The following is a 20,235-nucleotide window of genomic DNA, read 5'->3' as shown; positions in this document are numbered from 1 at the left end:
ATGAACGTAAAGTTTTCTCCATATATTGTCGTTTCGATAGTCATCAGCGCAACTTCTATTCTCAGTTCGTGCAATAGTTTTTTAGATCGTGAGGAAGAATCGTTTATTGATAAGACGGCAACGTTCGACTCTTACAATCGAACAAAATCCTATCTCACCTATGCTTACACCCTTCTCCCTGAAGGCTTAAATCGCTTTTCGAATGGTGCTTTGTTGGCGGCTGCAACAGATGATGCCACATTTGCCGTCGAATCGTCTGATATTCGGCAGTTAGGTAATGGCTCATGGAACGCCTTAAACAACCCCGATGATCAATGGAATCGCTATTTTTCGGGTATTGCTAAGTGCTGCACCATCATGGAAAATACCGACCATGTAAACCTCGATATTTCACGATTAGACCCCGATAAGCAGGTAGAGTATGCCAACAATTTAAAAGATATCCGCATGTGGTGTGCCGAAGCACGCTTCCTTCGTGCCTATTTCTATTTTGAATTGCTCAAGCGTTATGGCCCCATTCCCATCATCACTTCAACGCTGAGCATCAATGGTGACTATGGAAATATGCCACGCCCCACGATGAAAGATGTGGTCGATTTCATTGTAAGTGAGTGTGATACCGCAGCAGAAACACTCGAACTTACCCCGTGGCGCAATGTCAATGATGCCTTTGGTCGTGCCACGAAAGGGGCTGCTTTAGCCTTGAAGAGTAGGGTGTTGCTCTATGCTGCCAGCCCACTTTATGTTGACTTTGGCGACATCGACGAGGCTCATAAACCCTCGGATGTAGCGCAATGGCGGGCTGCTGCCGATGCAGCAAAGGCCGTTATCGACCTCAATCAATATGAATTAGCCTCGTCGTATGGTAATCTTTTTAAAAACGATTTCCAAAATAAAGAGTATATTTTCGTGCGTAGGTATGCTGCTAATGCTAATTTTGAGAAGAGCAACTTCCCCGTGAGTTTCGGTGGGACAGGGGGCACAAATCCTTCTCAGAACTTAGTCGATTCTTATGAAACGCTCGATGGGACGGCCTTTGATTGGAACAATCCGGCCGATGCTGCATTGCCTTTTGCCAATCGAGATGACCGCTTAGCGGCTACGATTTTAATGAATGTTGCAGACTTTAAAGGTAAAAGGGTGGCCGCTTATCCTGGTGGAGCAGACGCAAGTCCTAATCCGAATGCAACGAAGACGGGCTATTATCTGCGCAAGTTCCTCAATGAAGATGTGAATATTCAAACGGGAGGGAGCAGCAGTGGGCATGTCGTTCCGCTGTTCCGCTTGGCAGAAATCTATTTGAATTATGCAGAAGCGCTCAACGAATGCGATCCCACCAATCCCGATATTGAGGTTTATCTCAACAAAGTTCGCAACCGGGCTTTGCTCCCCGACGTAGAGACAGGGCTTTCACAAGCGCAGATGCGTGGCGTAATTCAGCATGAACGGCGTGTAGAATTGGCCTTCGAGGAGCATCGTTATTGGGATGTTCGTCGTTGGAAAATTGCCTCTTCGACGCTCGGCGCACCGCTGAAAGGGGTACAAATCACGAAGAAACCTTTAGGGGGGTATGCTTATGCGCCCACCGAAATAGAACAGCGCGTGTTTGAGCCCAAGATGTATTGGTATCCCATACCGCAGTCTGAAGTGCTTAAATTAAAACAATGGAGACAAAATACTGGTTGGTAATAAAATAAGGTCATTATGATACGTTTAAGAAATATGATGGTGATGCTATCCATTTTGGGTGCGATAGCTTGCACAGAAAATAATATTGGCTATGATGAAGTGGTGAATGTTCCAGAAGGTGTTTATCTCTCTGGTGCATCGTCAGAGTTCTCTCTCCCCATCGAAACAGGTCGTCTGAAGGCAGGTACTCACGAAAACATGTTGAGTATCTTCGCTTGGTTGAAACCCAATGGTAGCTTTCACATCTCCTATGTGGATAGCGATGGCCAGCCCGTTGCGTATGGAAAGGGGAGTGAGATTGCCCTTTCCAATGCTCACGCCACAGCATTTAAATTGCAAGCCGGCGGCAATGGCTTCTCTGTACCCCAAGAAGGACTCTACCAAGTGGTGGTCAATCAACAAAGAAAAGAACTGGCTATCCTCCCCATTCAGTTTACCATGCAGAGTGATCATGCGTTGACTGCAGATGGAAAAACGTCTGTAGCGCTCAGCGACGTTACCTATGACCACAATCGACACATCGTTACCTGGAGCAATGCCGACTCAACCCAGCAGCTGTATCCCAATAAATATGTATTCAATGTGAACGATGGGACAACCCTCTATCTACGCGATAACGACACCGAGAACTACGCTTTGCCAGCAGTCTTCACGGGAACGGCGTCAACCGAACGTGCCAATCAGCTCTCAGAATCCTATCAGCCCCTCACCAATCTGTCGGATGTGAAGTTGAAATTCCCTTTGAAAGGGCAATATCATGTGCAAGTGCAATACAGCGTACTCACAGGAGAATTTACGGCGCGCATGGGTGGAAAGGGAATCGAAGTAAAAGGACTTGCCAACACACTTTACATGGGTGGAACCAACTTTGGGGCGTGGAGCAGTAACGATGTGGTGCCGATGGCTCCTGTGGGTGCCGTTGGGAATGGCGAATTTTGGCGACTATGCTATTTGCAAGCTGGCCAAACCATAGAGTGGGCTACGACAAAAGATGGTGCCCAGGCATTCTCTTCGTTGGAAACGATGCAAGGTGTGACGCTAAATGGCGACGGAAAAGCCACGGTAAACGCCTCGGGGCTCTATTTGGTTTATGTGAACTTAGACCGCAAACTTATTACGTTTGAGCATCCTAAGGTCTATGCCTCGGGTGCTGCTTTGGCAGATAAAGAACTGGCCTTAACCAGCAATGGGAGTCATTTATCAGTAGAAACAACCGAGACAGGAAACCTTCATCTTTTTGCTACGTCTGAGCAAAATGGACGAGACTGGTCAACCATGTTGTTCACCATTCATAATGGGAAGATTGTTTATCCAGGTGTCGTTGCGAACGAACCGCCTGTCTTGCCTGTGGCAAAGGGAACTACAGTCACGGTTGATGTAGCGCATCAAACGGCCGATTTTGGAGGAACAACTCCAGAGAATCTTATTCCAGAAGGCGTAAATCAGCTTTATATGACGGGCGACGACTTTGGACAATGGGATTGGGCCGCACCAGGAGTGGTGTCGTTAGAGAATGGTTATGCTGGGGCATCGCGTTGGTTTTACATCAGCTATTTGCGCGGAGGAACCGCACTTGAGTTCTCTACTGAAAAGGCTTTTGGCAGAGGAAACTTTGCTAAGTTGAAGACCGCGACAGACTATAACGTTGTGAATCATCGGGCAGTTGTTCCTCATGACGGCATCTACCTAATTTATGTGGGATTGGATTCGCGCGAGATTGCCATTCAACCCCTGACCCTTTCGGGTTCTTGTGGTGATTCTAGTGTGACGTTTACGCCCAATGCTGATGGGCGAAGCATGAGTGTGACGCTGCCACAAGAGGGGCGATTACGCATTTATCCGAACATTCCGGCCTTCAGTCGTGTTAAGAAGTTTGGCTCGTGGAAGCGCGAAGTCTATGTTGATCCCGAAACGAAAGCGTTCTTATATCGTAAGAATGGCGACGGCGAACCAAATAAAGATTATGTGTGGAAAGCAGGAACAAAAATCACCATTGATTTTGTTTCAAAGCAAGCTACCATCGAAGTGCCATAGGTATGCGATGAGATGGTGTGGCGAAAGCGCTGTAATCGTTGGATAATATCGTATAGATTGTCACACCATATCATATATTTTGTTGCATGATATCGCACATTTTACAAAGCAATCTCCATCGCTTGGTAATAAAAGACATTTATTTCCGTTTATATAAAAGATGGAATTGCCGCGATAAACTATTTTATCAGGCTCATGAAGCCATTCAAAAAAAATAAAATATGAAAAGAATTTTAACAGCAATATTTGTCCTGTGTATGAGCTTTGTCAGTATAAGTGCACAGACAGAGCAGTTTGGAATCCCCGCATTGCCCGGCTGGAATCGTTTAAAAGGCGATGAATTTAATGGTACAGATGTTGACCGTTTTGCTTGGGGCATGTATGGTGACGCACGTGAAGACTATAAGTTTGATACCTATGGGAGCAATGGAAAAACAGGAAGTGTACACATCTATCGCGATCAAATGATATCGGTAAAAAATGGCATACTCACCCTTCGTGCCACACGCGATGCTATTTTGACGGGGCTTTACCGGCCTGATAAGCCCGATAATGATGTTGATTATAGTGTGTTGTGGCGCAAACCCATCAAAAGGGAGTATGCCCCACTGTACACAGGATGGTGGTCTGGTGCGTTGTCCAGCAAGGATGCAAAGGATCATGGGCGTTATTATCCGTTGTATTCGCGTATAGAAGTGAAGGCAAAGATACCCTATGCAATAGGGGTATGGATGGCTTTATGGCTTCGTCACCGCTATGGAGGAGCCGGAAATTTTGAGATTGACTTGCAAGAGTTCTTTGTTAATGACGATGATCGGGACATCCCTGATAAATGGACCAATCATACTTATTATTTCAAGGGCAAGCGAACGCTCCATCAATCGGTGCATGGGATGGATCATGCCAAGTCATATCGTGATAGTGTGACCAACGAATTGAAGTACAATACGACCTACAATCATAATGATTTTGCAGATCGTATCCGTGTTATTGATTTCAATCCAGAAGAAGATTTCCATGTTTATGGTGCACAAATCGACCCCCTCCCCGGCGACTCTTCAGTGCATTTGGCGGTGAGTTTCTTGTTGGATGGGAGAGTGAGATCGGTATTTACGACGAAGACTGACATGGTAGAGGGTACTTCTGAATACCGTTATAATGAGCTCTTGAAAGATAAATATATCAAAGGTGATATCGATCATATTTGGGATGTGGCCGTAACAGGAGCCATGGGTGGCAAGATTGATACTCTTAATGGTCTTAATAGAGGCATCTTATACCCTGAATTGGATCCTCAATATCATGGAAAGATAAGTAAAGTGCCCCATAATTATGAAATGAATATCGATTGGTTGCGGGTGTATAAACGTACGAATCGGGCGCTGTGGCTGGGCTCTTTGCCCAAAGGGTCGGACTGGAAAACATTGGCCATCGACTTGAATATGGCCGCTAAGCAATTTAAAGGCTTGCAGGTGGGTGATCAGCTTGTGATGGACCTTGACACGCTTAGCAATTCTGAGTTTAGAACTGTAGGGAAATTGGCCCTCGATGTTTGCGATAAGAGGGGTAAATCCATCATTACCTTACAGCCAGAATTGGCCCAACACGATGCGCAAATGACCTTTATTGTCGATACGGATGACCTTTGCAGGAAGCTGAAGACCGAGGGGTGTACCATCAAAGGAAAAAATATTCGTTTATTCTCAGTGCTGCATTCCTCTAAAGATAGTGCAAAGTGGGTGGGCTTTAAGCAAATACAATGGGGCGAAGTGCTTATCCCCGCTGCATCATTTAAAAAAGTTTCTGCAGGACAACAATTGGAAATCACGGTGAGAGATGCAGATGTCAAAGCGCAAATTTTCTTGCGACAATTCAAGCAACCTGCACAAGGTGAGCACGACCGACCCTCTCTCTCGTCGGACAAAACGTATGGACATATTCTGAACTTGACTGCTGGGGCGGATGAAAAGGTGTACACCTTTACGCTTAATGCGCAAGCCGTTGAGGAGCTCAAGCAACATGGATTGGCCATAACAGGAAAGGGGTATTACCTGAGAAGTGTGCGTGTGATAGGAAGAGGAGATACCGATACAGCCATTAAGGATGTGAAAATGCATGTAAAAACCGATCCCGCGGTTTACACGCTGTATGGGATTAAGGTGGCCAATCGATGGCAAGCCGGCACGCTTCCACGCGGAATTTATATTGTAGGTGGTCGTAAAATTGTTGTGCAATAAAGTTAAGATGAAACATACAACTCTTTTTTTCTCTTACTATCTTTGTGGGATTGCCTTGTGCCTGTTGTCGATAGGGGCACTCAAAAGCCAGGCTTCTGAACGCCATCTATGGGATGAGGGCTGGCGTTTTGCATTGCAGAAAGACGACGCACCACAGCAATCGACGTTCGATGATAGGGATTGGCGCCTGTTAGATTTGCCACATGACTGGGCTATTGAGGGCGATTTTTATGCGAAAAACCCTTCGGGTGCCACAGGAGGTGCACTGCCTGGTGGCAAAGGCTGGTATCGTAAGCATCTGTTTTTACAAGATAGTGATGCGACCTCTCGCTATGTACTCCATCTGGATGGGGCGTATATGAATACGTCTGTGTATGTAAATGGTACATGGGTGGGCACACGTCCCTACGGATTTATAAGTTTTAGTTTTGACCTTACACGCTACCTTCATAAACAAGGTGATAACATTGTGGTTGTGAAGGTGGACAATTCGCAGCAGCCCAATAGTCGTTGGTACACGGGATGTGGTATTTATCGCCATGTTTACTTGTCCAGGTCGTCGGACATTCGCGTGGCTGAATGGGGTACACAAGTGATTGCTACCATCAAGAAAGGGGTGGGGGAGGTGACACTCAACACCCAGATTGAGAATTTTAGTGGAAGCCGTCGTCGAGTGGTTGTACGCCAAAAGCTATGGGATAAAGCACATCAGTTAGTTGCACAGACATCAAAAGTTTGTGTTGTTGACCCTTCTGGCACCACCCTTCAGCAGCAAATGCGCGTGCGACAGCCACAGCTATGGTCGCTTTCTTCGCCACATCTCTATACGATTACGACAGAACTGGTGGCACAGGCGCAGGTGTTGGATTGTGATACCACGACGATGGGGTTCCGAACGGTGACATTTGACGTCAAGAAGGGGTTCTTTCTGAATGGTGAGAATATCAAAATCAACGGAGTTTGCCTGCATGGTGACCTGGGATGTTTAGGCACAGCAATCAACGAAGATGCTCTCTATCGACAGCTGTCGATGATGAAAGCGATGGGCGCTAATGCCATAAGGTGTGCCCATAACCCACCGGCTCCCGAGCTTTTGAACCTTTGTGACCGTATGGGGATGTTGGTTGTTGATGAAGCTTTTGACAGTTGGCTGCAAGGAAAAACATCATTCGACTATTCATTGCATTTCAAGACGTGGTTTGAACGCGATTTGCGCGATATGGTTTTGCGCGATCGTAACCATCCTTCTATCATCCTTTGGAGCATCGGTAACGAGGTATTAGAGCAATGGAACAAAACGAACGATATGGGAGTCGCCTTAGATGAGGTGAATATCTTGCTCAACAACCAGCGCGATAAGGCAGCGTTGACGGCTGGAGATACGCAGAATGTGAATGCCAGACTAACACAAGTATTAGCGGCTATCGTGCGGCGCTACGACCCAACGCGCCTCGTTACGGCGGGATGTAACGAGGTGTCGCCCAACAATAACTTGTTTAAAAGTGGGGCATTAGATGTGATCGGGTTTAACTACCATCAGAAAAAGGTGAGCGAGGTGCCCCAGCAATTTCCAGGAAAGCCTTTCTTGATGACCGAAAGTGTGTCGGCTTTGCAGACCCGAGGTTATTATAAAATGCCCAGTGACTCGCTGTATCGCTTGCCAACCGTCAAGAAACCTTTCACGGATCCAACATTTCTTTGTTCTGCTTATGACAATTCTTGTGCCTATTGGGGTTCCACTCACGAAGAGACATGGGATGTGGTGAAGCACACACCTTATTGTGCTGGTCAGTTTATTTGGTCGGGGTTCGATTATATTGGCGAGCCTACTCCCTTCGCTTTTCCAGCAAGAAGTAGCTATTTTGGGTTGGTAGATTTGGCTGGCTTTCCCAAAGATGCCTACTACCTCTACCAAAGTGAATGGACGAAACAACCTGTGTTGCATGTCTTTCCTCATTGGAACTGGCTCGAAGGGCAAACCATTGACCTGTGGTGTTATTACAATCAAGCCGATGAAGTGGAACTTTTTGTGAATGGAACCTCACAGGGGGTGCGCCGAAAGAACAATGAACACGAATATCATGTGGCATGGCGTGTGGTCTTTGTGCCGGGAGAAGTGCGTGTAGTGGCGCGAAGAAATAGACTGGTTGTAGCCGAAAAAACTCTACGAACAGCAGGCGCGCCACATCATATTCGACTGACGCCCGACCGTAAGGTAATCAAAGCCAATGGGCGAAGTCTGTCGTTTGTTACTGTAGAAGTTGTGGATTGTGATGGTAATCGGTGCCCCTGGGCAGAAAATAATATCCTCTTTTCATTGCAGGGGGAGGGTAAAATTGCAGGCGTTGACAATGGCTCTCCTTTCTCCATGGAACGTTTTCAAGCCCACGAACGGCGTGCGTTCTTTGGCAAATGTCTGGTGGTTGTGCAAGCCGGAAAGGCGCCTTCAACTCTTCAACTCACAGCACGTGGCGTGGATTTGCAGTCTCAAACGATAGAAATTAAATCAGAATAAAACGTAAACAGAATGAAAACAAAACGAACACTCTTGTTGGCGACCTGCTTCATGGGTTGCTTTTTCGTGGGCCATGCACAGCACATCAATCCGCGTCAACCTAAGAAAACGATGCCAAAGACATACCATGTGGCTGACAAAGAAACGCAGTTTGTGCGGCAACTCATGCAAAAAATGACGCTACCCGAGAAGATAGGACAACTTTCACAGTATGTAGGTGGCGATTTGTTGACAGGCCCTCAGAGTGCAGCCCTCTCAGATTCGCTCTTCGAACGCGGGATGGTGGGCTCTATTCTCAATGTGGGTGGCGTTGAAAAGCTGCGTGCACTGCAAGAAAAGAACATGCGGTTGTCGCGGTTGAAGATACCATTGTTGTTTGCTTTTGACGTGATACATGGTTTTAAAACAATTTTCCCTACACCATTAGCAGAATCTTGTTCGTGGGATTTAAATCTCATGTTTGAAACAGCTAAGGCTGCTGCTATAGAAGCATCTGCGTCGGGTATTCACTGGACCTTTGCACCCATGGTTGATATTGCACGCGACCCACGCTGGGGACGCATTGTTGAAGGTGCTGGAGAGGATACTTATTTGGGATGTAAAATTGCGGAAGCGCGTGTGCGAGGGTTCCAATGGAATCTCGGAAACCCCAATGCGGTGATGGCTTGTGCAAAACATTTTGTAGCGTATGGTGCACCGCAAGCTGGTCGAGATTATGCACCAGTGGATCTCTCCTTATCGACATTGGCCGAGGTTTATTTACCACCTTTCAAGGCATGTGTTGATGCAGGAGTCAAAACATTCATGTCAGCATTTAATAGTTTCAATGGTATTCCCGCCACAGGGAACCACTGGTTGTTGACTGATTTGCTGCGTAAGCAATGGCATTATCAAGGCTTTGTGGTGAGTGATTGGAACGCAGTGCAAGAGTTGAAAGCGCATGGCGTGGCCGAAATCGATGAAGATGCGGCGCTATTGGCGTTGAAAGCAGGTGTGGATATGAATATGACAGATGGTTTATATAATCGTTGCTTGGCGACAGCAGTGCGTGAAAAACACTTATCTGTATCGGATATTGATACTGCCGTAGAACGCATTTTGCGCGCAAAGTATGCTTTAGGCCTCTTCGATGATCCCTATCGTTTCCTTGATGTTGCACGCGAACGACGAGAGGTGCGTTCGAGTAGGCTCGATTCTTTAGCACGGAAGGCGGCTGCTTCATCGATGGTGTTGTTGAAAAACAATGTTGCTGTGTTGCCACTTTCTAAGCAAATTCGACGCATAGCTCTCGTGGGGCCATTGGCAAATAACCAAGATGAGGTGATGGGCTCGTGGAATGCACGGGGCAATGCACATGATGTAGTGACCGTGAAGGAGGGACTTCGACAGAAATTAGGCAATGAAGTGGTGATAGATTACATACAAGGTTGTGATTTTACAGACCCTTCCAAACGGGAATTTTCTGCTGCTTTTGATGCTGCTCAGCAAAGTGATGTGGTGATTGCTGTGCTGGGTGAGAAGGCATTGATGAGTGGTGAGTCACGCAGTCGTGCCATGCTTCGTTTGCCAGGACAACAGGAAGCATTATTGGACACGCTACATAAGGCAGGCAAGCCATTGGTTGTGGTGCTGATGAATGGGCGCCCATTGTGCTTACAAAAGGTTGATACGCTGGCTGATGCCTTGCTTGAAGCTTGGTTCCCTGGTACACAAACGGGGCATGCTGTAGCTGATATTCTTTTTGGTGACGTTGTTCCTGCGGGTAAATTAACGACCTCATTCCCGCTTACCGAGGGGCAGATTCCCAACTATTACAATTATAAACGCTCAGGAAGACCAGGCGATATGCCCTATAGCTCGACCGTTCGCCACATCGATGTGCCCAATCACAACCTCTATCCCTTTGGTTATGGGTTGAGCTATACCACGTTTTCTTATGGTAAAATGCAATGCCCAGAGCAGTTCTCGGCTGATGGAACGCTACGAGTTTCGGTTGATGTGACCAATACAGGTCGTTTCGATGGTGAAGAGATTGTTCAGCTTTATGTGGCTGACAAGGTGGCTTCAATGGTGCGACCAGTGAAAGAGCTGAAGGGCTTCCAAAAACTTTTCATTGCGAAGGGGCAAACGCGACGCATCGATTTCGTGCTCGATGTGCATGATTTGGGGTTCTATGATAACCAAATGCGCTATGTGATAGAACCAGGAACGTTTGAAATCATGGTGGGAAGTGATAGCGAAACGCTACAAAAGCGGTCAGTAGTGTGGTTGGGAGAAACACTTCCTCGCCAAGCGAAAGATCACATCTCTCGATGATTGGAGTGGAGGTTGGTGAATAGAATAGACTACTCGTCCTTTCATAGCATAATCTCATGTGCACATAAAACATGATGAGAAGCCTTGACTATAATATGTTTCCGTCCAATAAGTGATGAAGAATAGTATTTCTGACGTGTTTTTTGTGTAAAAAATAGATAAGGGCACTGTTTCTAATATGTTGTTTGATTAGAAAAGATTTTAAAATAATATTTCTAGCAGTTCCTTGTTCGGAGAGCATGTTAGATACAGTGCTTCTAATATGATTTTACTTGAAAAGTGCAATGCCCCTTGGTAGCTTTTATCCACAATTTCTATGGGTTGTCATTGCATGTGACACCTTTATCGGGAAAAGGATTGGTGTAAGATGTTGCCATCTATGTGGTTCTGCTGGAAGATTAAACATTTTTTATTGATTAGTTGGCTATTTACGGAAAATATTTGTATCTTTGCAGCCCGTATGGAGCGTACCGAATCGTTTCAAATAGACCTCAAAGCGTTGGCACAAGGCGAGACAAAGCGTGTGTTCAACTTGGATGATTCATTTTTTCAGTCGTTAGAAGCTGCAGAAGTGAAACGTGGCTGTTTGCAAACAACATTAGTGATTAACCGCACCGATGACTATTTCGATTTGTCGTTTTATACGAAAGGTAGCGTGGTGATTCCCTGTGATTTGTGTCTCGAAGACATGGATCAACCCATTGAAACGGAGAACCACTTAGCTGTGAAAATGGGCGAAAGTTATGCCGAAGATGATGACCTTGTGACGGTGGCCGAGGATGAAGGAATACTCGATGTTGCATGGTTTATCTATGAATTTATTGAACTCTGCATTCCTATCAAGCATGTGCATGCACCTGGAAAATGTAACCCTGCGATGATAGAGAAGCTGAAAGCGCTCTCGACTACCCGAAGTAGTGATGTGAATGGGGAGGAAGCAATGGATCCACGATGGGCAGCTTTGTCGCAATTGAAATTCGAAGAATAAACAAAAAATTAATTTAAAAGATTATGGCACATCCTAAAAGAAGACAGTCAAAGACGCGTACACTCAAAAGAAGAACGCATGATAAGGCAGTAGCTCCTACGTTGGCAGTATGCCCTAACTGCGGTAGCTATTACGTTTATCACACAGTTTGCCCTACTTGTGGTTATTATAGAGGTAAGGTTGCTGTTGTTAAGGAAGTAGCAGAATAATGAAGAATATCAACGCCATCATCACTGGTGTAGCAGGTTATGTGCCTGATTATGTTCTCAACAATGATGAACTCTCGCGCATGGTCGACACCAATGATGAGTGGATTGTCACACGGACGGGTATCAAGGAGCGCCGACTGCTGGTAGAAGAAGGGTTAGGCACATCCTACATGGCACGAAAAGCGGCTAAACTCCTGCTGAAAAAGACGGGAGTTGATCCTGATTCGATTGATGCGGTCATCGTTGCAACCACAACACCTGATTATCCTCATCCCTCAACGGCTTCTATTGTGTTGGGGAAATTAGAGCTAAAGAACGCCTTTGCATTTGATTTTGCAGCGGCATGTTGTGGCTTTATGTATGCGCTTGATGTTGCGTCTAATATGATTCAGAGTGGCCGGCATAAGCGAATTATCGTGATTGGTGCTGATAAAATGTCGGCTATCACCGATTATGAAGACCGTGCTACTTGTCCTTTATTTGGTGATGGTGCAGGTGCTGTGTTGGTAGAAGGGACAGAAGAAGAGAACATTGGCTTGATAGATTCCTATCATCGCACAGACGGAAAGGGACTCCCTTTCTTGCATGTGAAGGCTGGTGGTTCGGTGTTCCCTGCATCTCATTACTCTGTTGACCATCGTATGCATTACACTTATCAAGAGGGACGGTTCGTGTTCCGTTATGCAGTGAATGCTATGGGCGATGATTGTGAAGAATTATTGAAGCGCAATCACCTCACGATGGACGATGTAGACTATGTCATTCCGCATCAAGCAAACCTCAGAATTATCGAGGCTGTGGCCAAACGTATAGGTGCACCAATGGAGAAGGTGTTGGTTAATATCCAGCGTTATGGCAACACAAGTGCTGCTTGTATGCCACTTGTATTGTGGGATTTTGAAAAAACGCTCAAGAAAGGCGATAACATCATTCTCACAGGTTTCGGCGCCGGATTTGTTAATGGTGCAGCTTATTTGCGCTGGGCATATGATGGTGCAGCAACAGGTGCAGCAAAGTAGATCGTAGAGCGAAACAAAAATAAGAGAACGCATCTGTCTTATCCGTCAGGAGGGCGATGCGTTTTTTTATGGATATTCACCTAAGAGAAAGTTATGCACAAAGCAGGTTTTGTAAACATCGTGGGTAATCCCAATGTGGGAAAAAGCACCTTGATGAATCAGTTGGTGGGTGAGCGCATCAGTATTGCTACATTTAAAGCGCAAACTACACGCCATCGCATCATGGGAATTGTGAATGAAGACGATTGCCAGATTGTGTTTTCCGACACACCGGGCGTGTTGAAGCCCAATTATAAGATGCAAGAGATGATGCTGGCTTTCTCGGAATCGGCACTCACCGATGCTGACATTCTACTTTATGTGACCGACGTAGTGGAAAATCCTGAGAAGAATCTCGACTTCTTAGACAAGGTGAAGCGCATGCAAATTCCTGTGCTTTTGCTGGTAAACAAGATAGATGAAACCAATCAACAGCAGCTCGGCGACATCGTTTCGCACTGGCACACGTTGCTGCCCAACGCCGAGATATTGCCCCTTTCGGCCAAGAATAAGTTTGGCATCGACATTTTGTTGAAGCGCATCAAGGAGCTTTTGCCTGAGTCGCCCGCCTATTTCGACAAGGAGCAGCTCACCGATAAGCCCGCCAAATTCTTTGTGAGCGAAATCATTCGCGAGAAGATTTTGCTTTATTATGATAAGGAAATACCTTACAGCGTAGAGGTGCGCGTGGAGCAATTCAAGGAGACGGAAACCAAAATACGCATTAATGCCGTTATCTATGTGGAGCGCGACAGCCAAAAAGGCATCATCATTGGACACCAAGGGGTGGCGTTGAAAAAGGTAAACACCGAAGCGCGCAAGGCACTTGAGAAGTTTTTTGCGAAGAAAATCTTCCTTGAAACCTTTGTGAAGGTCGATAAAGACTGGCGTTCTTCGCAGCGCGAACTCAACAGCTTTGGCTACAATCCCGAGTAAGGGGCGCGCCAAAGTAGATTCCATCAATAATCCATTGGGACGCGAGTTCCATCATTTATCTTAAGGCCCTGAATAGACAGAGGGCACACTCTCCGCAAGAAGGAGGGCCGAAGAATGTATAACTTCAGAAATTAAACAACAATTATGGCAAATTTAGTAGCTATCGTAGGGCGTCCCAATGTGGGAAAATCTACACTTTTTAATCGCCTCACGCAATCGCGTCGGGCAATCGTTAGTGACACAGCTGGCACCACGCGCGACCGACAGTATGGCAAATGCAGCTGGAATGGAAAGGAGTTCTCCGTTGTGGATACGGGCGGATGGGTGGTCAACTCCGACGATGTGTTTGAGGATGCCATTCGCCGTCAGGTGTTGGTTGCCACCGAAGAGGCCGATTTGGTGCTCTTCTTGGTGGACGTAACTACTGGCGTTACCGATTGGGACGAAGATGTTGCCACCATTCTTCGTCGCACAAAATTGCCCGTTATCTTGGTGGCCAACAAGGTAGACAACAGCGCCGATTACTATCAGGCGGCCGAATTCTATCGTCTTGGCTTGGGCGATCCGCAGTGTGTGAGCGCTGCTACGGGTGGCGGAACGGGCGATTTGCTCGACCTTATCATCGGCAAGCTGCCCCAGGAAAACCCGGAAACCATAGAGGATGACATTCCACGTTTCGCCGTTGTAGGACGGCCCAATGCAGGAAAGAGCAGCATCATCAATGCTTTCATTGGCGAGGACCGCAACATTGTGACCGAGATTGCCGGCACCACGCGCGACAGCATCTACACACGGTTCGACAAGTTTGGTTTTGATTTCTACTTAGTCGACACCGCAGGCATCCGCCGCAAGAATAAAGTGAGCGAAGATCTTGAGTTCTATAGCGTGATGCGATCGATACGTGCCATAGAAAACAGCGATGTTTGCATACTCATGCTCGATGCGACACGCGGCGTGGAAGCGCAGGACATGAACATCTTTCAGTTGATACAAAAGAACAACAAAAGTCTCGTTGTGGTGGTGAACAAATGGGACTTGGTGCAGGAAAAGTCTCAAAAGGTAATCGACACGTTCGAAGCGGCCATCCGAAACCGCATGGCACCCTTCGTCGATTTCCCCATCATCTTTGCTTCGGCCCTCACCAAACAGCGCATTTTCCGCGTTTTGGAAACCGCAAAACAGGTTTATCTCAACCGCAAGACACACGTCGGAACGTCGAAGCTCAACGAAGTGATGTTGCCCATCATCGAGGCTTTCCCGCCACAAAGCGTCAAGGGAAAATACATCAAAATCAAATATTGCACGCAGCTCCCCAACACGCAAATCCCCTCCTTCGTGTTCTATGCCAACCTTCCACAGTACGTGAAGGAGAATTACCGCCGCTTTCTTGAAAACAAAATCCGCGAGAACTGGAGCATGCATGGCTGCCCCATCAACATCTTCATACGGCAGAAGTGATGCAGGCTCAGGATGGGGAAAATGGCAGACGACATATATAATAAGGTGAACACACGCCTCGTGCGTCTTTGAAGGATGAAGAAAATCATAGTATTTGGGTGTATTCTGGTGTCGCTTTTTGGTTGTAAACACATTCTTAACGACCCTGCGAAACCCGTAGGGAAAGCGGCTTTGCATTATTATCAGCAGCTTTTAAACGGCAACTATGCCGCCTTTGTCGATGCCACCTATCGGCCCGATAGTCTGCCTTCGACCTATCGTTCGCAGTTAGTTTTGAATGCAAAAATGTTTATCGAACAGCAACAAAACGAGCACAACGGACTGAAAAGCGTTGCCGTGGCGCATGCAACCATCGACGAAGCGCAGCACACGGGCAATGCCTTCCTCACTTTTACGTATGGCGATGGTTCGTCAGAGCAAGTTGTTGTGCCGATGGTGGAGCACGATGGCGTGTGGTATTTGCGCTAATCGCGACCAATATCTTTTCGTTTTGCGCATCGTTTACAGGAAGTTCTGCAAACGATGCGCATTTTTGTAACATGCTTGCTGGAGTTCCTGCAAGCAAAATGCAGTTTTGTAACATATTTGCAGAAGCCCTGCAAATGATAAGTGTTTTTGTAACATACTTGCTGAACTCCTGCAGATAAAGTGCAGTTTTGCGGCATATTTGCAGGAATGCCGCAAGTATCATGCAATTTTGAAGCATATTTGCAGTAAGTGCTGCAAGCAAAATGCGATTTTAGAGTATATTTGCAGGCAAACTGCAAGCAATATGCAATTTTTGGATATGTTTGCAGTTTACCTGCAAATGTGGTGCAAAGAAAGAAGCGATTAAAATCGGAGTGGGCGAATCTTGTGGCGTGTGCGTGGGATGTTTGGTGCGTCATTTCGGGCTTGTTGCGTGGCAATGACGACGAAAATAAATGTGTAGCGCGTGGTTTTTGGGTCGATATTGAGCCATAAACCACGCGCTATTTTTGCGTTATGCTTAGGGGAGTGGCAGCGTTGTGTGCGCCAACGATGTTGAAAAATTATTTTTCTCCTTCGGCAATCTCTACCTCTTTCACCTTCTTGAACAGCTCGCTGGCGAAGACCAGTTCGTTGAGCTTTTTGTTGGTCGAGGTCACCACTTCGTCTTTGTTGCCCTGCCATTCCTTTCGGCCTTTATAGATGAAGACGATGTTTTCGCCAATGCCCATCACGGAGTTCATGTCGTGGGTGTTGATGATGGTGGTCATATTGTATTCTTTGGTGATGCTCGAGAGCAGTTGGTCGATAACCAATGAGGTCTTAGGGTCGAGTCCCGAGTTGGGCTCATCGCAGAAAAGGTATTTGGGATTCATCACGATTGCGCGGGCAATGGCAACGCGTTTCTGCATGCCACCCGAGATTTCGCCGGGGAATTTCTGCTGTGCGTCAATCAGGTTCACGCGATCCAAGCATTCCTGCGCCCGTTTTACACGCTCATTATAGGTCATGGTTGAGAACATGTCGAGTGGGAACATCACGTTTTCGAGCACGGAAAGCGAGTCGAAAAGTGCGGCGTTTTGGAAAATCATCCCCATCTCTCGGCGCAGCATTGCTTTTTCTTTTTTGTTCATCTGCATGAGGTTGCGCCCGTCGTAGAAGATGTTTCCTTGCGTGGGTGTGAGCAATCCCACGAGATTTTTGATTAAAACGGTCTTTCCGCTTCCGCTTTGTCCGATGATGAGATTGGTTTTTCCGTCCTCAAAGATGGTGCTGATGTCCTTCAACACTTCTTTGTCATCAAACGATTTATAGAGATGCTTAACTTCGATCATGAGAGTAATTGTGTGAGAAATACGTCGGAGAATAGAATTAAAACACTGCTCGACACCACGGCATCGGTGCTCGCTTTTCCCACTTCCACGGAGCCTCCTTCGACGGTGTAGCCGAAGAACGATGACACGCTGGCGATGATGAAGGCGAAGAACATGCTCTTGATGATGCTCATCCAGATGAACCAGGCGTTGAATGCGTGCTGCAAGCCGAGCGTGAGGTCGTCGGGGGTGAGGATGTGGCCGATGTATGCGGTGCTGTATGCGCCCACAATGCCGATGGCCGAACTGAAGATAACCAGGAAGGGCATCATTGTGATGAGCCCCAAAATCTTGGGCAGAATGAGATAGTTGGCCGAGTTCACGCCCATGATGTCCAAGGCATCAATCTGCTGGGTGACGCGCATTGTGCCGAGTTCTGAGGCGATGTTCGACCCCACTTTCCCTGCAAGAATCAAACACATGATGCTGCTCGAGAACTCTAAGAGCATAATTTCGCGTGTGGTGTAGCCCGAAACCCAGCGCGGCATCCATGGACTTTGAATGTTCATTTTCATTTGAATGCAAATCACTGCGCCAATGAAAAACGAGATGAGTATCACGATGCCTATCGAGTCGACGCCTAATTGCGCCATCTCTTTGCTGTAACGTTTGAGGAACATGCGCATGCGATCGGGAACCGCTATCGAGCGTCCCATGAGCATCAGATAGCGCCCAAAGGTCGTGAGATATTTTTGTAAGAGTTTGAGAATCAACATAAGTGTTACCTGTCTTCTTTTGGTTGCAAAAGTAACCAAAATCCTTTGAAAAAGTGATTTCGTGCACATAGTTTTTATTTTTTTATTTTGTCAGTCAGCCGAATAGCTATAACTTTGCAGCCAACGCATGTTTGATATGGAAGAACAGAAACTGACAACGCTGCGCACCGAGGGATTGGTGAAACGCTATGGCAAACGAACGGTGGCCAATGGCGTGAGCATTAACGTGAAACAAGGTGAGATTGTGGGGCTACTTGGGCCTAATGGTGCGGGCAAGACCACCTCTTTTTATATGACAACGGGTTTGGTGGTGCCCAACGAAGGGCATGTTTTCTTAGACGAAAAGGAGATCACCGACTATCCCGTTTATAAGCGGGCGCGCGCCGGCATCGGCTATTTGCCGCAGGAGGCGAGCGTGTTTCGCAAGATGAGTGTCGAGGATAATATCATGTCGGTGCTCGAGATGACCCGCCTGTCGCACGCCGATCAGGTGGAGAAATTGGAGAGTCTGATTCGTGAGTTCCGCTTAACAAAAGTGCGAAAGAACAAGGGCGACCAGCTCTCGGGCGGCGAAAGACGTCGCACCGAGATTGCCCGTTGCTTGGCCATCGACCCCAAATTCATCATGCTCGACGAGCCTTTTGCCGGCGTCGACCCCATAGCCGTGGAGGATATTCAGCACATTGTGTGGCGCTTGAAATATCGCAACATCGGTATTCTCATCACCGACCACAACGTGCAGGAAACCCTTTCCATCTGCGACCGCGCCTATCTGTTGTTCGAAGGCCGCATCCTCTTCGATGGTCCTTCAGAGGAACTGGCCGCCAATCCCGTTGTGCGCAAGAACTATCTGAGCGAAAATTTCGTCTACCGCAAGTTCAAACCCAACGCCGAAGACGAAGCCCTCGAAGCCCAACTGAAAGCATAACGTTTCTTCATGTCTTGACTTTGCCCCAGAAAAGTGGGCTATATTGTGGGGCAAAGTGCAGTATATCATATTGAAACATAGCCTATATTGTGTGATAAAATGGATGGTAATGGTGTACATTTCAAATCGAAGTGCAATAAACAACCACGTTTTTCATAGTTTATAATCTATTATTGCTGTCCCTCTGAATTAGAAAAGGCTGTTGCCCAATGGGTGAAATGCTATAATGAGAGCAGGTTTCATGAATCATTGGACAATCTTACACCAAGAAATGTATATTTAGGCCAAGGGGAGGAAATTAAAAGGATAAGAGAAACTATAAAGCAAAATTCAATCAACAAAAGAATTTCTGAGCATAAAAGAATGAAACTACAGAGTAAATAACTACATTTGCAGTTGTGCACTTTTGTTTGACAACGTATGGTGATGGCAAAACATTTATAGGATTTTTAGAATAAGAATATGAGCAAATTTAATATAGAACTATCAAGTGTTCCTGATAGAGAAAATCTTGTGGCAGAAATATGGTATGAAAAAAAAATGGTTGCCGAGGTCAACAAAGAAATAGAAAAATTTGTGATAGAATTTTATCTTGATGAAAAAATTTCATTTATGTTGGATGAATTTTTCGAAGTACTTGAAAATGCAAAAAGGAGAATACTAGAAAGATAATGCTTCGGTAATGCTCCAAATCGGGAGTTATTGCAAAAATCATCTGATTATTAATGTGATTTTTAAAAGATTAGGCATAAAGGTAGGGATGGGTTCTCTGCCTTTTGCTATATTTGTAACCCAAAACAAAGAAAAAATAATCTTACGAGAACGCTTCGGTACTTTATGCTCCAGATTGGGAATGAGGTTTCAATGTCCACATTACCACTCAAACAATGTTATCAAAAGTGGTACTGGTAAACAACGCTACTGATGCAAACATTGTGGAAGGGTAGTGTAATTTCAACTGTGTCAAGGCTCTAATCCTTTATATTTAACCTTATCTGGCTGACGCGATTTTTAATCGTGCCAGCCAGATGAGGAGCCTTTTTTCTGAGGCAAAGTTATATGATTTCAAAACGTTCTCCAAATTTTATTGCTAATTGTTGTGATATCTACCCGAGTTCGGGATAAGATTAGGATGCAAACAGTTCTAACTGCTTTGATTTTTCGGCATAAACAGGTAGTGCCTCAGGTTTATTGTCAAAAAAGCAATAGGCAGTAAGGACAGAATATAGATTCATGATGAAGTTGTGTATCGAGCGATGTCGCGAGTGTACGAGGTTAGCTTTATTCTTCAAGAGTTCATTGATGCACTC

The 20,235-nt window shown here is 46.2% G+C and carries 16 protein-coding genes and 1 pseudogene; 14 read left to right on the top strand and 3 right to left on the bottom strand.

Going from position 1 to position 20,235, the window contains the following annotated elements; translation table 11 throughout:
* The 11 genes from X919_RS0101715 to X919_RS0101670 all read left to right on the top strand — a co-directional run bounded on the left by X919_RS0101715 (position 1) and on the right by X919_RS0101670 (position 15,908).
* Positions 1-1,689: a RagB/SusD family nutrient uptake outer membrane protein gene (locus X919_RS0101715; RefSeq protein WP_028898764.1), complete on the top strand. Its 1,689-nt coding sequence runs from the start codon at positions 1-3 to the stop codon at positions 1,687-1,689.
* A 15-nt stretch (positions 1,690-1,704) separates the two neighbouring features.
* Positions 1,705-3,723: a SusF/SusE family carbohydrate-binding protein gene (locus X919_RS0101710; RefSeq protein ID WP_028898763.1), complete on the top strand. Its 2,019-nt coding sequence runs from the start codon at positions 1,705-1,707 to the stop codon at positions 3,721-3,723.
* A gap of 221 nt (positions 3,724-3,944) precedes the next feature.
* Positions 3,945-5,960 (top strand): glycoside hydrolase family 16 protein, encoded by a 2,016-nt coding sequence (locus X919_RS0101705; protein ID WP_028898762.1) that lies wholly within the window; start codon positions 3,945-3,947, stop codon positions 5,958-5,960.
* Positions 5,961-5,967: 7 nt separating this feature from the next.
* Positions 5,968-8,475, top strand: coding sequence for a glycoside hydrolase family 2 TIM barrel-domain containing protein (locus X919_RS0101700; RefSeq protein WP_028898761.1), 2,508 nt, complete (start codon positions 5,968-5,970; stop codon positions 8,473-8,475).
* 12 nt (positions 8,476-8,487) lie between these two features.
* A complete protein-coding gene (locus tag X919_RS0101695; protein ID WP_051502365.1) occupies positions 8,488-10,791 on the top strand; it encodes a glycoside hydrolase family 3 N-terminal domain-containing protein in 2,304 nt (767 codons plus the stop codon).
* A gap of 460 nt (positions 10,792-11,251) precedes the next feature.
* Positions 11,252-11,779 carry a YceD family protein gene (locus X919_RS0101690; protein ID WP_028898759.1) on the top strand — a complete coding sequence of 176 codons (528 nt, stop codon included), beginning with the start codon at positions 11,252-11,254 and terminating at the stop codon, positions 11,777-11,779.
* Positions 11,780-11,802: 23 nt separating this feature from the next.
* Positions 11,803-11,988, top strand: a complete 186-nt coding sequence (rpmF, locus tag X919_RS15810) for a 50S ribosomal protein L32 (protein ID WP_081759393.1) — start codon at positions 11,803-11,805, stop codon at positions 11,986-11,988.
* Positions 11,988-13,007, top strand: a complete 1,020-nt coding sequence (locus X919_RS0101685) for a beta-ketoacyl-ACP synthase III (RefSeq protein ID WP_028898758.1) — start codon at positions 11,988-11,990, stop codon at positions 13,005-13,007. Before rpmF ends, X919_RS0101685 begins: the two co-directional genes overlap by 1 nt.
* Positions 13,008-13,100: 93 nt before the next feature.
* The gene (gene era / locus X919_RS0101680; RefSeq protein ID WP_028898757.1) at positions 13,101-13,982 is read left to right on the top strand and encodes a GTPase Era; all 882 of its coding nucleotides are present in this window, start codon (positions 13,101-13,103) and stop codon (positions 13,980-13,982) included.
* Positions 13,983-14,126: 144 nt separating this feature from the next.
* Entirely contained in the window at positions 14,127-15,440 is a 1,314-nt protein-coding gene (der, locus tag X919_RS0101675; RefSeq protein ID WP_025070252.1) for a ribosome biogenesis GTPase Der, read from the top strand.
* 75 nt (positions 15,441-15,515) lie between these two features.
* Positions 15,516-15,908: a hypothetical protein gene (locus X919_RS0101670; RefSeq protein ID WP_028898756.1), complete on the top strand. Its 393-nt coding sequence runs from the start codon at positions 15,516-15,518 to the stop codon at positions 15,906-15,908.
* 563 nt (positions 15,909-16,471) lie between these two features.
* Here the strand turns inward: X919_RS0101670 and X919_RS0101655 are convergent.
* Together X919_RS0101655 and X919_RS0101650 are read right to left on the bottom strand one after the other, a co-directional pair.
* Positions 16,472-17,242 (bottom strand): ABC transporter ATP-binding protein, encoded by a 771-nt coding sequence (locus X919_RS0101655; protein ID WP_028898754.1) that lies wholly within the window; start codon positions 17,240-17,242, stop codon positions 16,472-16,474.
* A complete protein-coding gene (locus tag X919_RS0101650) occupies positions 17,239-17,997 on the bottom strand; it encodes an MlaE family ABC transporter permease (RefSeq protein WP_028898753.1) in 759 nt (252 codons plus the stop codon). The genes X919_RS0101655 and X919_RS0101650 overlap by 4 nt, the downstream gene beginning before the upstream one ends.
* Before the next feature lie 136 nt (positions 17,998-18,133).
* Here X919_RS0101650 and lptB point away from each other — a divergent pair, with 136 nt between their 5' ends.
* The 3 genes from lptB to X919_RS14565 all read left to right on the top strand — a co-directional run bounded on the left by lptB (position 18,134) and on the right by X919_RS14565 (position 19,597).
* Positions 18,134-18,925 carry an LPS export ABC transporter ATP-binding protein gene (gene lptB / locus X919_RS0101645; protein ID WP_025070257.1) on the top strand — a complete coding sequence of 264 codons (792 nt, stop codon included), beginning with the start codon at positions 18,134-18,136 and terminating at the stop codon, positions 18,923-18,925.
* A gap of 162 nt (positions 18,926-19,087) precedes the next feature.
* Positions 19,088-19,309 (top strand): integrase core domain-containing protein, encoded by a 222-nt coding sequence (locus X919_RS17175; RefSeq protein ID WP_081759392.1) that lies wholly within the window; start codon positions 19,088-19,090, stop codon positions 19,307-19,309.
* Between the two features lie 78 nt (positions 19,310-19,387).
* The gene (locus X919_RS14565; protein ID WP_051502363.1) at positions 19,388-19,597 is read left to right on the top strand and encodes a hypothetical protein; all 210 of its coding nucleotides are present in this window, start codon (positions 19,388-19,390) and stop codon (positions 19,595-19,597) included.
* A gap of 455 nt (positions 19,598-20,052) precedes the next feature.
* Here X919_RS14565 and X919_RS16995 read toward each other — a convergent pair.
* A pseudogene (locus tag X919_RS16995) lies at positions 20,053-20,235 on the bottom strand (IS982 family transposase); the annotation flags it as partial.

The organism is Prevotella sp. HJM029, assembly GCF_000599605.1.
Taxonomy (GTDB): Bacteria; Bacteroidota; Bacteroidia; order Bacteroidales; family Bacteroidaceae; genus Prevotella.
Note: the sequence above shows the minus strand (reverse complement) of the source record. Positions and strands in the feature narration are given on the sequence as shown.